General features: G+C 72.3%; 13 protein-coding genes. 8 read left to right on the plus strand and 5 right to left on the minus strand.

Annotation, left to right across the window (positions count from 1 at the left end):
• Positions 1 to 202 precede the first annotated feature (202 nt).
• The 3 genes from OG392_RS09405 to OG392_RS09415 all read left to right on the plus strand — a co-directional run bounded on the left by OG392_RS09405 (position 203) and on the right by OG392_RS09415 (position 2,962).
• Positions 203 to 1,138 carry an ABC transporter ATP-binding protein gene (locus OG392_RS09405; RefSeq protein ID WP_329277521.1) on the plus strand — a complete coding sequence of 312 codons (936 nt, stop codon included), beginning with the start codon at positions 203 to 205 and terminating at the stop codon, positions 1,136 to 1,138.
• A complete protein-coding gene (locus tag OG392_RS09410; protein WP_329277522.1) occupies positions 1,135 to 1,920 on the plus strand; it encodes an ABC transporter permease in 786 nt (261 codons plus the stop codon). The genes OG392_RS09405 and OG392_RS09410 overlap by 4 nt, the downstream gene beginning before the upstream one ends.
• 73 nt (positions 1,921 to 1,993) lie before the next feature.
• Complete coding sequence (locus OG392_RS09415; RefSeq protein WP_329287163.1) at positions 1,994 to 2,962, plus strand: COX15/CtaA family protein; 969 nt, start codon at positions 1,994 to 1,996, stop codon at positions 2,960 to 2,962.
• Between the two features lie 99 nt (positions 2,963 to 3,061).
• Here the strand turns inward: OG392_RS09415 and OG392_RS09420 are convergent, their stop codons facing one another.
• The 3 genes from OG392_RS09420 to OG392_RS09430 form a co-directional block, all read right to left on the minus strand.
• Positions 3,062 to 4,177, minus strand: a complete 1,116-nt coding sequence (locus OG392_RS09420) for an amidohydrolase family protein (RefSeq protein ID WP_329277524.1) — start codon at positions 4,175 to 4,177, stop codon at positions 3,062 to 3,064.
• A 75-nt stretch (positions 4,178 to 4,252) separates the two neighbouring features.
• Entirely contained in the window at positions 4,253 to 4,573 is a 321-nt protein-coding gene (locus OG392_RS09425) for a hypothetical protein (RefSeq protein WP_329277526.1), read from the minus strand.
• A gap of 143 nt (positions 4,574 to 4,716) precedes the next feature.
• Positions 4,717 to 5,664, minus strand: coding sequence for a heme o synthase (locus OG392_RS09430; protein WP_329277528.1), 948 nt, complete (start codon positions 5,662 to 5,664; stop codon positions 4,717 to 4,719).
• A 314-nt stretch (positions 5,665 to 5,978) separates the two neighbouring features.
• Here OG392_RS09430 and tkt point away from each other — a divergent pair, with 314 nt between their 5' ends.
• Genes tkt through pgl form a run of 5 tightly spaced genes read left to right on the plus strand, consistent with a single transcriptional unit; the run spans position 5,979 to position 12,590 of the window.
• Positions 5,979 to 8,066: a transketolase gene (gene tkt / locus OG392_RS09435; protein WP_329277530.1), complete on the plus strand. Its 2,088-nt coding sequence runs from the start codon at positions 5,979 to 5,981 to the stop codon at positions 8,064 to 8,066.
• A gap of 36 nt (positions 8,067 to 8,102) precedes the next feature.
• A complete protein-coding gene (tal, locus tag OG392_RS09440; RefSeq protein ID WP_329277533.1) occupies positions 8,103 to 9,221 on the plus strand; it encodes a transaldolase in 1,119 nt (372 codons plus the stop codon).
• Positions 9,222 to 9,226: 5 nt separating this feature from the next.
• On the plus strand, positions 9,227 to 10,759 hold the full coding sequence (zwf, locus tag OG392_RS09445) for a glucose-6-phosphate dehydrogenase (protein WP_329277534.1): 1,533 nt from the start codon (positions 9,227 to 9,229) through the stop codon (positions 10,757 to 10,759).
• Complete coding sequence (gene opcA, locus OG392_RS09450) at positions 10,756 to 11,811, plus strand: glucose-6-phosphate dehydrogenase assembly protein OpcA (RefSeq protein ID WP_329277536.1); 1,056 nt, start codon at positions 10,756 to 10,758, stop codon at positions 11,809 to 11,811. The genes zwf and opcA overlap by 4 nt, the downstream gene beginning before the upstream one ends.
• Positions 11,808 to 12,590, plus strand: coding sequence for a 6-phosphogluconolactonase (gene pgl, locus OG392_RS09455; RefSeq protein WP_329277538.1), 783 nt, complete (start codon positions 11,808 to 11,810; stop codon positions 12,588 to 12,590). Before opcA ends, pgl begins: the two co-directional genes overlap by 4 nt.
• 22 nt (positions 12,591 to 12,612) lie before the next feature.
• Here the strand turns inward: pgl and OG392_RS09460 are convergent, their stop codons facing one another.
• Both OG392_RS09460 and OG392_RS09465 read right to left on the minus strand, forming a co-directional pair.
• Positions 12,613 to 14,328, minus strand: coding sequence for a PH domain-containing protein (locus tag OG392_RS09460; RefSeq protein ID WP_329277540.1), 1,716 nt, complete (start codon positions 14,326 to 14,328; stop codon positions 12,613 to 12,615).
• Positions 14,325 to 14,825 (minus strand): PH domain-containing protein, encoded by a 501-nt coding sequence (locus OG392_RS09465; protein WP_329277542.1) that lies wholly within the window; start codon positions 14,823 to 14,825, stop codon positions 14,325 to 14,327. The genes OG392_RS09460 and OG392_RS09465 overlap by 4 nt, the downstream gene beginning before the upstream one ends.
• Between the last annotated feature and the right edge of the window lie 4 nt (positions 14,826 to 14,829).

Here is a 14,829-nt window from a genome sequence, read left to right on the forward strand (position 1 = left end):
CACGTCGCTCGGCCCGCGGTCCCCGCGTACCGGATCCGGCCGCCCCGAGCCCTCGTACGCGCAGGCCACAAGGGTTCCGAGGCCCCCCGCGCCACGCGGCACGACGACGCGGAGACCGCGCCCGGGATCACCCGAACCGGCCGTTTCACGGACCCGGGCCCCGCGCCGGGAGGACCCCCGGACCCTCTCTAGACTTCCCGTCATGCGAAACGAGTCCGTCGGGTCCGCCGTCCAGGTGCGCGGCCTGGTCAAGCGGTACGGCAACAAGACCGCCGTCGACGGCCTCGACCTCGACGTACGGGCCGGCACCGTGACCGCCGTCCTCGGCCCCAACGGGGCCGGCAAGACCACCACCGTCGAGACCTGCGAGGGCTACCGGAAGCCCGACGCCGGCACCGTCCGCGTCCTGGGCCTCGACCCGGCCGCCGACGCGGCCGCGCTGCGTCCCCGGATCGGCGTCATGCTCCAGACCGGCGGCGTCTACTCCGGCGCCCGCGCCGACGAGATGCTCCGCCACATGGCGAAACTGCACGCCCACCCGCTGGACGTGGACGCGCTGATCGAGCGCCTCGGCCTCGACTCCTGCGGCCGCACCGCCTACCGGCGCCTCTCCGGCGGCCAGCAGCAGCGCCTCGCCCTCGCCATGGCCGTCGTCGGCCGCCCCGAGCTCGTCTTCCTCGACGAGCCGACCGCCGGACTCGACCCGCAGGCCCGCCGCGCCACCTGGGACCTCGTGCGCGAGCTGCGCGCCGACGGGGTGACCGTGGTCCTCACCACCCACTTCATGCAGGAGGCGGAGGAACTCGCCGACGACGTCGCCATCGTCGACGCCGGCCGGCTCGCCGCCCAGGGCAGCCCCGAGCAGCTGTGCCGCGGCGGCGCCGAGAACACCCTCCGCTTCACCGGACGCCCCGGACTCGACCTCGGCTCGCTGGTCAAGGCGCTGCCCGACGGCTCCGCCGCGGCGGAGCCGCTCCCGGGCACGTACCGGATCACCGGCACCGTCGACCCGCAGCTGCTCGCCACGGTCACCAGCTGGTGCGCCCAGCACGGCGTCATGCCCGACGGCATCTCCGTCGAGCGCCACACCCTCGAGGACGTCTTCCTCGAACTGACGGGCAAGGAACTGCGGTCGTGAGCACTGGTACGTACGCCCCCCGGCCGGGAGCCGCGCCCGTCGGCCGCATGATCGCGGCGCAGACGGCCCTGGAGACCCGGATGCTGCTGCGCAACGGCGAGCAGCTGCTGCTCACCGTGATCATCCCGTCGCTGCTCCTGGTGCTCTTCTCCACCGTCGACATCATCGCCGTGCCCGCTTCGAGGACGGGCGGTCCCGACAAGGCCGTCGACTTCCTCGCCCCCGGCGTCCTGGCGCTCGCCGTCCTGTCGACCGCCTTCACGGGCCAGGCCATCGCGACCGGCTTCGAGCGGCGGTACGGGGTGCTCAAGCGGCTCGGCGCGTCGCCGCTCCCCCGCTGGGCCCTGATGACCGCCAAGACGCTCTCCGTCCTGGTCACCGAGGTCCTCCAGATCGCCCTCCTGACGGCGATCGCCCTGGCCCTCGGCTGGTCCCCCCAGGGCGACCCGCTGTCGGTGCTGGTCCTCCTGGTCCTCGGCACCGCCGCCTTCTCCGGCCTCGGCCTGCTGATGGCGGGCACGCTGAAGGCGGAGGCCACCCTGGCCGCCGCCAACCTGGTCTTCCTGCTGCTCCTGGTGGGCGGCGGCGTCATCGTCCCGCTGGAGAAGTTCCCGGACGCGGCCCGCTCGGTCCTGGAGCTGCTCCCCATCTCGGCCCTCTCCGACGGCCTGCGCGCGGTCCTCCAGGACGGCGCGGCCCTGCCCTGGGGCGACGCGCTCACCCTCGCGGTCTGGGCGGTCCTCGGCCTCGGCGCGGCGGCGAAGTTCTTCCGCTGGGAGTAGCGGCGGGGTCCCAGAGGGTGACGTTTCCCGACAAGGCACCCCTCGTGAAAGCGTGCACAAGCCCCGGCCTACGATAGGGCCCGTGCTGACCCCCCTCGCCTCCATCGCCAGGCGCTGGACTCCGTCCCCCAGGACGCTCCGGCGCGCCGCGCTCTCCGCCGTCGTGATGAGCGTGCTCATCATCGTCACCGGCGGCGCGGTCCGGCTGACCGGTTCCGGTCTGGGCTGCGACACCTGGCCGAAGTGCACCGACGACAGCCTGATCGTGACGCCCGAGCAGGGCTACCGCGGCGCGATCGAGTTCGGCAACCGGATGCTGACCTACGTCCTGTCGGCCGCGGTCGGCTGGGCGATCGTCGCCGCCCGGTCGACCAAGCCGTGGCGGCGCGGGCTGACCCGGCTCGCCTGGGCCCAGTTCTGGATCGTGATGAGCAACGCCGTCATCGGCGGCGTCACGGTGTGGATGGGCCTCAACCCGTGGACGGTCGCCGGCCACTTCCTCGCCGCGAACGCGCTGCTCACCGTCGCCGTCGTCACCTGGCACCGGACCGGCGAGGGCGACACCCCCGCCCGCCCGCGCGTGCCGCGCCCGGTCCGCAGGCTCGGCTGGGCGATCACGATCGCCTCGGGTCTGCTGATCGCGCTCGGTACGACGGTCACCGGCGCCGGCAAGCACGCCGGCGACAGCAGCGACGTGCCGCGCATGCCGTGGGACTGGACGGACGCCGCCCACCTCCACGCCATCGCCGCCTGGGTCGTCTGCGCCCTGGCGCTCGCGATGTGGCTGGTCCTGCGCGTGGTGGACGCCCCGCTCGACACCCGGGCCCGCGCCCGCGACCTGCTGATCGTGCTGCTCGCGCAGGGCGTCATCGGCTACGTCCAGTACTTCACCGGGGTCCCCGAGCTCCTGGTGGCCGCCCATATGCTCGGCTCGTCCCTGATGTGGATCGCGGTCCTGCGCCTGGCCCTGAGCCTGCGCGAGCGCCCGCTCCCCACGGCGGACATCCCGGCCCAGGCCGACCCCCAGCTCGCGACCGCCTGAGAGGCGGCACGCCACCGTCCTGTCCGGATCCGCTCCTGCCCCCGCCCGAAGCGGGAGCGGGGGCGGATTCGTCTCTCCCCGCGTCCGGGCCCGGGAGTGCTACGCGCGCGCCCCGGCGGCGGGTCCCGCCAGCCGGTAGACCCGTCGCGCGTTCCCCGCGGCGATCATGGTGGCGACCCGCTGGGCGTCGGTACGGGACCAGGCGCCGTCCATCACCCATTCGCCGAGCACCCGGGTGAGAGCGGTGCGGAAGACGTTCGCCGCGACCACGTGGAGTTCGGGCAGACCGTGGGCGCCGCTGGAGAACAGCAGCTTCCCGAAGGGCGCCCGCTCCAGGACCTCGGCGAGGACGGCCGCCGCCCGCGCCCCGGTGTGCGCGAGCACCGGGCCCAGGTCCGCGTAGACGTGCGGGTGCACTCCGGTGAGGTGCGCGGCGGTCCGGTGGTACGGGTAGGAGTGGAGCAGCACGAGGTCGGTGCCGAGCCCCGCGGTGGCGGCGGCGAAGCCGGCGAGCGCGGCCGGGTCGCGGTCCCCGGTGTGCAGCTGGAGGGGGCGCCCGGCGGTGACCGCGATCCAGAGCAGATGCCGCAGCAGGACGGGGTCGGCCAGCGGGCCGCCGGCGGGGCGTCCGGCGAGCCAGCGCCCCGCGGCCCCGCGCACCTCTCCGGGTCCCGGCGGCTCGGGCGTGTACGTGAGTCCCCGGCGTACCCCCGCGGCTGAGGCGAAGGCCACGGCGTGCACGGCGGCCCCGTGGACGGCCTCGGCGAGGTTGGCGAGGAAGGCCTCGACGGTCCCCGAGGTGTCGGCGACCTGCTCGGCGAGGGGTTCGAGGCGGACGATCTCATGGGCCTCGGCGGCCCCCGTGACGCCGAGCTCGGCCGGACCCGTGAGGTCGTCGGGGAGCCCGGTGTCGACGAGGTACGTGGCGATCCCGGAGGCCCGCAGCAGTCGCCGGCCCGCTTCGGCGACGCCCAGTTCGCGGCGGCGCGCGAGATAGCGGGCCGGCGGGCAGTGCGCGTCGAGACCGAGCAGGGGCGGGCACCAGCGGCGCACGGCGAAGCCGGTCTGGGTGTCGAAGAAGGTGGTGCCCGCGGCGGGCAGCGCGCCGCTCCCGCCGAGCTGGGCGCCGAGGTGGGCCTCGAAGGTGCCGAGGCCGAGCTCCGTACGGAGCACCCCGTGGCAGTACTGGTCCACCAGGCTCGGCGTGTCGATCATCTCGGGGGGCTCCCTGCGTGGCCGTGTCGCTTCTCCACACGTCCTAACGGGTGAGCCCCGCACGAGGTTGTTGCCTCAGCTGTTGGAGGGTCCGCCGATCTGGATACCGGCCATCCGGGTCCACTCGTACGGGCCGGTGGCGACCTTGGCGGCGAACTCGCCGTCGAACTCCTCGTGGAGGGTGAGGCCGGCCTTCTCGGCGGCCTGTCGCGCGATCTCGTAGGTCGGCGCGACGAGGTCGCCCCAGCCGCCGTCGGTGCCGACGAGGACGATCCGGGTGCCCGCCTGACCGATGTGCGCGAGGTGTCCCTCGGAGCCGCCGTGCTCCTTGGCGAAGGCCTGGATCTCCTTGGCGAGCCTGGCCGCCTTGCGCTCTGCCTGCTTCGTTTCTGCCATGAAAAGGATGCTACCGAGGGGTAGAACCACTGGCGACGGCCGGGTCACGTGGTCTATCCCACGTGACCCGGCCGCCGGCCGAGCAGATCATCTGAGCGGAGACATCGGACGGGACGTCCCGGAAAGTCCGCCCTGGGGTGTCCCTAGCGGAGGAAGGGGTCCACCGCGACCGCCACGAAGAGCAGCGACACATAGGTGATGGACCAGTGGAAGAGGCGCATCTCCTTGAGCTTCGCGCCGGTGGCGCCGGACTTGGCGCGGTTGAGCAGGCCGTGCGCCTCCCAGAGCCACCAGCCGCCGGTGAGCAGGGCGACCGACAGGTAGAACCAGCCGGTGTAGCCGAGCGGCGTGAGCAGCAGCGAGACGGCGACCATCACCCAGCTGTACGCGACGATCTGCCTGGCGACGACCTTGTTGGAGGCGAGGACAGGGAGCATCGGCACGCCGGCGCGGGCGTAGTCGTCCTTCACCTTCATCGACAGCGGCCAGTAGTGCGGCGGCGTCCAGAAGAAGATGACGAGGAAGAGGATGACCGCGGCCCAGGACATCGAGTCGGTGACTGCCGACCAGCCGATGAGGACCGGGAGGCAGCCGGCGATCCCGCCCCAGACGATGTTCTGGGTGGTGCGGCGCTTCAGGATCATCGTGTAGACCACGACGTAGAAGAGGAGCGCGCCGAGCGAGAGGGCGGCGGAGAGCCAGTTGACGAGCAGGCCGAACCAGAGCGTGGAGACCACGGCGAGGGAGAGGCCGAAGACCAGGCCCTCGCGCGGCGTCAGGACGCCGGTGACCAGCGGGCGCTGGGAGGTCCGGTCCATCAGCGCGTCGATGTCGCGGTCGATGTACATGTTCAGCGCGTTGGCGCCGCCCGCGGAGAGGTAGCCGCCGAAGCAGGTGGCGAGCACCAGCCACAGGTCGGGTACGCCCTGCTCGGCGAGGAACATCACCGGAACGGTGGTGATGAGCAGCAGCTCGATGATCCGCGGCTTGGTCAGCGCCACGTATGCCTTGACGCGGGCCCCGAACGGCCGATGGCCCCCCGGGCTGGGAGTCAAGACGACCCCTGCGGGTCGGGACTCGACGGCCGTCACGCACACCCCTGACAGAGAAATTCCCAGCAAGCTCCCCGGATGAAGGCGGGGTGAAGCTTGCGCGTACCACGCCACTGTAGACGTTGCCCAGACGCCGATCTTCGCGGGGGTGGGGTCGTGTTGAGGGGGTGTGTCCCAAGGCGTGGACGCGCTTCGGGAGGCGAACTCACACGGGCGGCGGCAGTCTTGCTGTGTCCGCTCATCTGAGGGGCATGCACACGAAAAGAGGGACGTTCCGGCGGGGGTAGGCTCGACAACGCCGGTACACCCTCAGTCACCGGCCCAAGACATGTGGAGAGGAGCCCTGACCCAGGGTGAGCACTAAGCCGACCACCACAGACCTCGAGTGGACCGAGTTGGACCAGCGGGCCGTCGACACCGCCCGCATCCTGGCGGCGGACGCCGTACAGAAGGTCGGCAACGGCCATCCCGGTACGGCGATGAGCCTGGCGCCCGCCGCGTACACCCTCTTCCAGAAGGTGATGCGGCACGACCCGGCCGACCCCGAGTGGGTCGGGCGCGACCGGTTCGTCCTCTCCGCGGGACACTCGTCCCTGACCCTCTACACCCAGCTGTACCTGGGTGGCTTCGGGCTCGAGCTGGACGACCTGAAGGCCTTCCGCACCTGGGGCTCGAAGACCCCCGGTCACCCGGAGTACGGTCACACCACCGCGGTCGAGACCACCACGGGCCCGCTGGGCCAGGGTGTCGCCAACGCCGTGGGCATGGCGATGGCCGCCCGCTTCGAGCGCGGTCTGTTCGACCCGGAGGCCGCCGCCGGCACCTCCCCGTTCGACCACCGCATCTACGCGATCGCCGGCGACGGCTGCCTCCAGGAGGGCATCTCCGCCGAGGCGTCCTCGCTCGCCGGTCACCAGAAGCTCGGCAACCTGATCCTGCTGTGGGACGACAACCACATCTCGATCGAGGGCGACACCGAGACGGCCGTGTCCGAGGACACGATGAAGCGGTACGAGGCGTACGGCTGGCACGTGCAGCGCGTCGAGCCGCAGGCCAACGGCGACCTCGACCCGGCCGGTCTGTACGCGGCGATCAGGGCCGCCGAGGCCGAGACCGGGCGCCCGTCGTTCATCGCGATGCGCTCGATCATCGCCTGGCCCGCCCCGAACGCGCAGAACACCGAGGCCGCGCACGGCTCGGCGCTCGGCGACGAGGAGATCGCGGCCACCAAGCGCGTCCTCGGCTTCGACCCGGAGCAGACCTTCGAGGTCTCCGACGAGGTCATCACGCACACCCGTTCGCTCGGCGACCGCGGCCGTGAGGCCCGCGCCGCGTGGGAGAAGTCGCTCGCCGAGTGGCGTACCGGCAACCCGGAGCGCGCCGCCGAGTTCGACCGCATCCAGGCGAACGAGCTGCCGGCCGGCTGGGCCGAGAAGCTCCCGGTCTTCGAGCCGGGCAAGGGTGTCGCCACCCGTGCCGCCTCGGGCCAGGTCCTCAAGGCGCTCGGCGCGGTCGTCCCGGAGCTGTGGGGCGGCTCGGCCGACCTCGCCGGCTCCAACAACACGACGATCGACAAGGACTCGTCGTTCCTGCCCGAGGGCAACCCGCTGCCGGAGGCCGACCAGTACGGCCGCACGATCCACTTCGGCATCCGCGAGCACTCCATGGCCGCGGAGATGAACGGCATCGCGCTGCACGGCAACACGCGCGTCTACGGCGGCACCTTCCTGGTGTTCTCCGACTACATGCGCAACGCGGTGCGCCTGTCCGCGCTGATGCACCTCCCCGTCACGTACGTCTGGACCCACGACTCGATCGGTCTGGGCGAGGACGGCCCGACGCACCAGCCGGTGGAGCACCTGGCCTCGCTGCGCGCGATCCCGGGCCTCAACGTGGTCCGTCCGGCCGACGCCAACGAGACGGCCATCGCCTGGCGCGAGATCATGCAGCGCCACACGAAGGTCTTCGGCAAGGGCGCCCCGCACGGTCTGGCGCTGACCCGCCAGGGTGTGCCGACGTACGCGCCGAACGAGGACACGGTCAAGGGCGGCTACGTGCTCTTCGACGCCGAGGGCGGCGCTCCGGAGGTCGTGCTGATCGGCACGGGCTCCGAGGTGCACCTGGCCGTCGAGGCCCGTGAGCAGCTCCAGGCCGCCGGTGTCCCGACCCGTGTGGTCTCGATGCCGTCCGTCGAGTGGTTCGAGGAGCAGGACCAGGCGTACAAGGACTCCGTCCTGCCGCCGTCGGTCAGGGCCCGGGTCGCGGTCGAGGCGGGTATCGGTCTCACCTGGCACCGCTACGTCGGGGACGCCGGCCGGATCGTCTCGCTGGAGCACTTCGGTGCCTCGGCGGACGCGAAGGTCCTGTTCCGCGAGTTCGGTTTCACGCCGGAGGCCATCGTCGCCGCCGCCCGGGAATCGATCGACGCCGCCGCGCGCTGACCCGCATACGTACGACTTAATGGAGATGGAATTCTCATGACAGACGCTCTCAAGCGCCTCTCCGACGAAGGCGTCGCGATCTGGCTGGACGACCTCTCGCGCAAGCGGATCACGTCCGGCAACCTGGCCGAGCTCATCGACCAGAGCCACGTGGTCGGTGTGACCACGAACCCGTCGATCTTCCAGAAGGCCATCTCGCACGGCGACGGTTACGAGCAGCAGCTCGCCGACCTCGCCGCCCGCAAGGTGACCGTCGACGAGGCCATCCGCATGATCACGACGGCGGACGTCCGCGACGCCGCCGACATCCTGCGGCCGGTCTTCGAGGCGACCGACGGCCAGGACGGCCGGGTCTCCATCGAGGTCGACCCCCGTCTCGCCCACGAGACGACCGCCACCATCGCCGAGGCCAAGCAGCTGGCCTGGCTGGTGGACCGCCCCAACACGCTCATCAAGATCCCGGCCACCGAGGCGGGTCTGCCGGCGATCACCGAGGTCATCGGCCTCGGCATCAGCGTCAACGTGACGCTGATCTTCTCGCTGGAGCGCTACCGCGCGGTCATGGACGCCTACCTGGCGGGTCTGGAGAAGGCCCGCGAGCGCGGCCTCGACCTCTCGAAGATCCACTCGGTGGCCTCGTTCTTCGTGTCCCGTGTGGACTCGGAGATCGACAAGCGCCTGGACGCTCTCGGCACCGACGAGGCCAAGGCCCTCAAGGGCAAGGCCGCGCTGGCCAACGCGCGTCTGGCGTACGAGGCGTTCGAGGAGGTCTTCTCCTCGGAGCGCTGGTCCTCCCTCGACAAGGCGCAGGCCAACAAGCAGCGTCCGCTGTGGGCCTCGACCGGTGTGAAGGACCCGGCGTACAAGGACACCCTGTACGTCGTGGACCTGGTCGCCCCGGGCACGGTCAACACCATGCCGGAGGCCACCCTGGAGGCCACCGCCGACCACGGCGTGGTCGCCGGTGACACCGTGCGCGGCACCTACGACCAGTCGCGTGCCGAGCTCGCGGCCGTCGAGAAGCTGGGCATCGCCTACGACGATGTCGTCCAGCTCCTGGAGGACGAGGGCGTCGAGAAGTTCGAGGCGTCCTGGAACGACCTTCTCAAGTCCACCGAGGCGGAGCTCTCGCGCCTCGCACCTTCGGAGGCGTAAGCACTTTGAGCGCAGTCCACGGAGCCAACCCGCTCCGTGACGCCGCAGACCGACGGCTCCCGCGTATCGCGGGGCCGTCGGGTCTGGTGATCTTCGGCGTCACGGGCGATTTGTCCCGTAAGAAGCTGATGCCTGCCGTCTACGACCTGGCCAACCGCGGCCTGCTGCCGCCGGGCTTCTCGCTCATCGGCTTCGCCCGCCGGGAATGGCAGGACGAGGACTTCGCGCAGGAGGTCCACGACGCCGTCGAGCAGCACTCGCGCACCCCGTTCCGCGAGGAGGTGTGGCAGCAGCTGATCCAGGGGATGCGTTTCGTCCAGGGCGACTTCGACGACGACGACGCCTTCGAGCAGCTCAAGGACACCATCGAGGACCTGGACAAGGCGCAGGGCACGGGCGGCAACTTCGCCTTCTACCTGTCGGTCCCGCCGAAGTTCTTCCCCAAGGTCGTCCAGCAGCTCAAGAAGCACGGGCTCGCCGACCAGAAGGACGGCTCCTGGCGCCGCGCGGTCATCGAGAAGCCCTTCGGCCACGACCTGGTCTCCGCCAAGGAGCTCAACGAGGTCGTCCACGAGGTCTTCCCGCCGAACGAGGTCTTCCGGATCGACCACTACCTCGGCAAGGAGACCGTCCAGAACATCCTGGCGCTCCGTTTCGCCAACACCCTCTTCGAGCCGATCTGGAACCGGTCGTACGTCGACCACGTGCAGATCACCATGGCCGAGGACATCGGCATCGGCGGCCGCGCCGGCTACTACGACGGCATCGGCGCCGCCCGTGACGTCATCCAGAACCACCTGCTCCAGCTGCTCGCGCTGACCGCGATGGAGGAGCCCGCCTCCTTCGACGCCGACGCGCTGGCCGCCGAGAAGGTCAAGGTCCTCGGCGCGGTGAAGGTGCCCAAGGACCTGGGCAAGTCCACGGTCCGCGGCCAGTACGCGGCCGGGTGGCAGGGCGGCGCCAAGGCCGTCGGCTACCTCCAGGAAGACGGCATCGACCCCCAGTCGAAGACCGACACCTACGCGGCCATCAAGCTGGAGATCGACAACCGCCGCTGGGCGGGCGTCCCCTTCTACCTGCGGACGGGCAAGCGGCTCGGCCGCCGCGTCACCGAGATCGCGGTCGTCTTCCAGCGCGCCCCGCACTCCCCCTTCGACTCCACCGCGACCGAGGAACTCGGCCGCAACGCCATCGTCATCCGGGTGCAGCCGGACGAGGGCGTGACGATGCGGTTCGGCTCCAAGGTGCCTGGCACCCAGATGGAGATCCGGGACGTGTCGATGGACTTCGCCTACGGCGAGTCCTTCACGGAGTCCAGCCCCGAGGCGTACGAGCGGCTCCTCCTGGACGTACTGCTCGGCGACTCCAACCTCTTCCCCCGCGTCGAGGAGGTCGAGCTGTCCTGGAAGATCCTCGACCCGATCGAGCAGTTCTGGGACAAGCACGGCAAGCCCGCGCAGTACCAGTCCGGGACCTGGGGTCCCGTCGAGGCGGACGAGATGCTCGCACGAGACGGACGGAGCTGGCGCCGGCCATGAAGACCGACCTGACGGACACCACGTCCTCCAAGATCAACAAGGCGCTGGTGCTCGGGCGGCGGGCGATCGGCACGCCGGCCGTCGGCATGGTGCTCACCCTCGTCATCGTCACCGACGAGGAGAACGCCTACGACGCGCTGAAGGCAGCCAACGAGGCGTCCCGCGAGCACCCCTCGCGGACCCTCGTCGTCATCAAGCGGGTCTCGCGCTCCCCGCGGGACCGTTCCAAGGCACGACTCGACGCCGAGGTCCGCCTCGGCGCCGACGCCAGCACCGGTGAGACGGTGGTCCTCCGGCTGTACGGCGAGGTCGTCGACCACGCCCAGTCGGTGGTCCTGCCGCTGCTCCTCCCGGACGCCCCCGTCGTCGTCTGGTGGCCGGTGAACGCGCCGACCGACCCGGCGAAGGACCCGCTGGGCGCCCTCGCCCAGCGCCGGGTGACCGACACGTACGCCGCCGAGCAGCCCATCCAGGAGCTGACCGCGCGCGCGGACGCGTACACCCCCGGCGACACGGACCTCGCGTGGACCCGGATCACCCCGTGGCGTTCGATGCTCGCGGCCGCGCTCGACCAGGTCGTCTGCGAGGTGACCTCCGCCGAGGTCGAGGGCGAGGAGTTCAACCCGAGCGTCGAACTGCTCGCCATGTGGCTGGCGGAACGGCTGAAGATCCCGGTGCGCCGCTCGGCGTCGACGGGTCCCGGTCTCACCTCCGTACGGATGGAGACCAGCTCCGGCCCGATCGTCCTCGACCGGCCGGACGGCTCGCTCGCCACGCTCTCCATCCAGGGGCAGCCCGACCGCGCGGTGGCGCTCAAGCGCCGCGACACGGCCGAGCTGATCGCGGAGGAGCTGCGCCGGCTGGACCCGGACGACACCTACGCGACGGCGCTCAAGTTCGGTCTCGAACGGCTCGACGAGGAGGCGGCCGTCACCGCCCCCGAGGTCGTGGAGACGGTCGTGGAGACCGCGGCGGAGTCGGCCGCGCAGGCCGCCCCCGCCGCCAAGCCCGCCACGAAGAAGGCCCCGGCCAAGAAGGCGGCGTCGAAATGAGCACGCCTCAGCTGGTCGTCCACCGCGACAAGGAGCTGATGGCCGAGGCCGCTGCGGCCCGGCTGATCACGAAGATCGTGGACGCCCAGGCCGCCCGCGGCTCCGCCTCGGTGGTGCTCACCGGCGGACGCAACGGCAACGGCCTGCTCGCGGCGCTCGGTTCGGCGCCCGCGCGGGACGCGGTCGACTGGTCGCGGCTCGACCTGTGGTGGGGCGACGAGCGTTTCCTGCCCGAGGGCGACCCCGAGCGGAACGTCACCCAGGCCCGGGAGGCACTGCTCGACCGGGTGCCGCTCGACCCGGCGCGGGTGCACGCCATGCCGGCCTCGGACGGCCCGTACGGCTCCGACGTCGACGCGGCCGCGGCCGCGTACGCGCGGGAGCTGGCAGCCGCCGCGGGTCCCGGTGACCACGGCGGGGTGCCGACCTTCGACGTCCTGATGCTGGGTGTCGGTCCGGACACGCATGTGGCCTCGCTCTTCCCGGAGCTGCCCGCGGTCCGCGAGACCGAGCGGACGGTGGTCGGCGTGCACGGCGCGCCCAAGCCGCCGCCGGTACGGGTCTCGCTGACCCTTCCGGCGATCCGGGCCGCGAAGGAGGTCTGGCTGCTCGCGGCCGGCGCGGACAAGGCGAAGGCCGCGGCGATCGCGCTGTCGGGCGCGGGCGAGGTGCAGGCCCCGGCGGCGGGCGCCTACGGCCGCTCGCGCACGCTGTGGCTGCTGGACGCGGCGGCGGCCTCGGAGCTGCCGCGGGATCTGTACCCGCCGGCGTCCGCCTGATACGACGCCTCGGAGGCCCGGTTCACCTCGCGGTGGACCGGGCCTCCTGCGTGGGCACGGGTTCGAGGAAGGGCGCGAGCAGCTCCGGTACGGCCCCGGCGGCGAAGGCCAGGCCCTCGCTCCGGCCCACGTCCAGGATGTCGTACGCGCCCGCTCCGGCCGCCGTGGTGGCGGTGAGGGTCAGTACGCCGGCCCGCCGCTGGAAGTACGACTGCTTGACGGTCCAGCCGATGACGCCGGAGCGCTGGAGGGCGACCGTGACCCGCCGGACCGTACCCGAACGGGTGACCAGATAGGCGCCGCTGACGCCGTGCCCGAGAGCGCGGTACGCGTCGAGGGCGAACAGCACGGCGACCGGGCCGAGGACGACCGCGCAGCCGGCCGCCACGTACAACAAAACCGGGGTGAGGAGCGCCCCGAGGAGCGCGAGGACCGCCACGGGCAGCAGGACGCTCCCCAGCGCCCAGCGCACCCTCCGGCTGCGGGCGGCCCGGGGGTGGGCGGCGAGGGGCGCCCCGGTGGGCGGCTCCGGCTCGCGCAGGACCTGGGCGGCGACCCGGTCGGCCACCGCCCGCTCCGCGGCCGGCAGCAGGGTCTTGAGGTCGGTGTGCTTGTCCTCGTCGTCCTTGACGAGTCCGGTGGCGACGGCGTCGACACGGGCGGCCCCGAACGCGCGGACGCCGAGCGGCTCGACCAGTTCGATCCCGCGCAGCCTGCGCTCCTCTATGGAGACCGAGCGGGCGGTGAAGAGTCCGCGGGAGACTCGCAGGGTGCCGCCGGGCTCGCGCTCCAGACGGTAGTTCCACCACATCTCGACCCAGAGGCCGAGGGCGCCAACGGCTCCCGCGACGATGGCGGCGAGGACCAGGACGAGGATCGTCCAGGGGATGGAGACGTCCTGGAACCGGTCCCCTATCCAGTCGATGACCTTCCCCTGGGCGCCGAACCACTCGCTGACCTGCATGACCGCTCCGGCCGCCGCGCCGCCGAGGGCGGGGGCGAGGAAGGAGACGGGGGCGTAGCGGATCCAGCGCGGGTCGAGCGTGGCGAGGGAGCGGTCGTGGTCCGGGGCGTCGGCGGTGACGGCGGGGCGGGCGAGCAGCTCGTGGCGCAGCCGCTCCCCCTCGGCCCGGGTGACCAGGTCGAGTTCGAGCGTGGATTCGCTGCCGCCGGTGTGCTCGCCGGTGCCGATGCGGACCTTGACGAGGCCGAGGACGCGCTGGAGCGGGTTGGCGGTGAGGTCGACGCTGCGGATGCGCTCGCGGGCGAGCGAGCGGCGCTGGACGACGAGGAGCCCGGTGTGGAGTTCCACCCTCCCCCCGCCCTCGGCCGGGGGTGCCCCCGTCCCGCTTCGTTCGGTGCCGACCCGGTAGCGGGTGCGGCGGAGGCGGACGGTCTCGGCGGCGATGTCGACGAGCAGGACGAGGGCGACTCCCGCGGCGACCCAGACGACGGCCTGCCAGAGCGGGCGCGGCCCGGCCAGCGCGAAGGTGACGGGCAGCGCGGCGCCGACGAGGACGCCGCTGAAGAGGACGACCCGGACGAGGACGGTCAGGGGATCGAGGCGGCGCCAGTCGGTGTCCCGGCCCCGGTCCCCGCCGGCGCCCGGCGACGGTACGGCGGCCCCGTCCGGCGGCGGTGCGGCGGCCTCGGCCGCCGCCGTCCCGGCCCCGTTCCCGGCCGTCCCGGTGGCCTCGTCGGTCACGGTCTCCGTGGCCTTGTCCGCCGCCTCGTTCATGTGGCGTCCCCGGGGGTGGCCTGGGTGATGACGGTCAGCCGCTCGGCCAGCTCGGCTGCCAGCTCGTGGTCGAGGCCCTCGATCCGGATCGCGCCCTTGGAAGAGGCGGTGGTCACCGTGACGGTGGCGAGCCGGAAGCCCTGCTCCAGCGGGCCGCGCGAGGTGTCGACGGTCTGGATCCGGGACATCGGCGCCACCCGCCACTCCTGCCAGAGGGCCCCCGTGCGGACGTAGACGGCGTCCTCGGTGACCTCCCAGCGGTGCACCCGGAACCACCAGGCGGGGAAGAACGCGGTGCCGGCCAGGCCCAGGACCGCCACGGCCCCGGCCGAGGCCAGCAGCCAGAACCGGGCGGGCCCGATGAGGGCGCCGAGGACCCCGAGGACCACCACCGGAACGGCCGTGGTCACCAGGAGCCGGCTCCGCCACCAGGCGACGGCCCGCTCGTCCACGGCGTTCCTGGGCGGCCGCAGCCGCACCGCGTTCTCCCCCGTCATGGCT

It is taken from the genome of Streptomyces sp. NBC_00691 (assembly GCF_036226665.1).
In the GTDB taxonomy this organism is placed as follows: Bacteria; Actinomycetota; Actinomycetes; order Streptomycetales; family Streptomycetaceae; genus Streptomyces.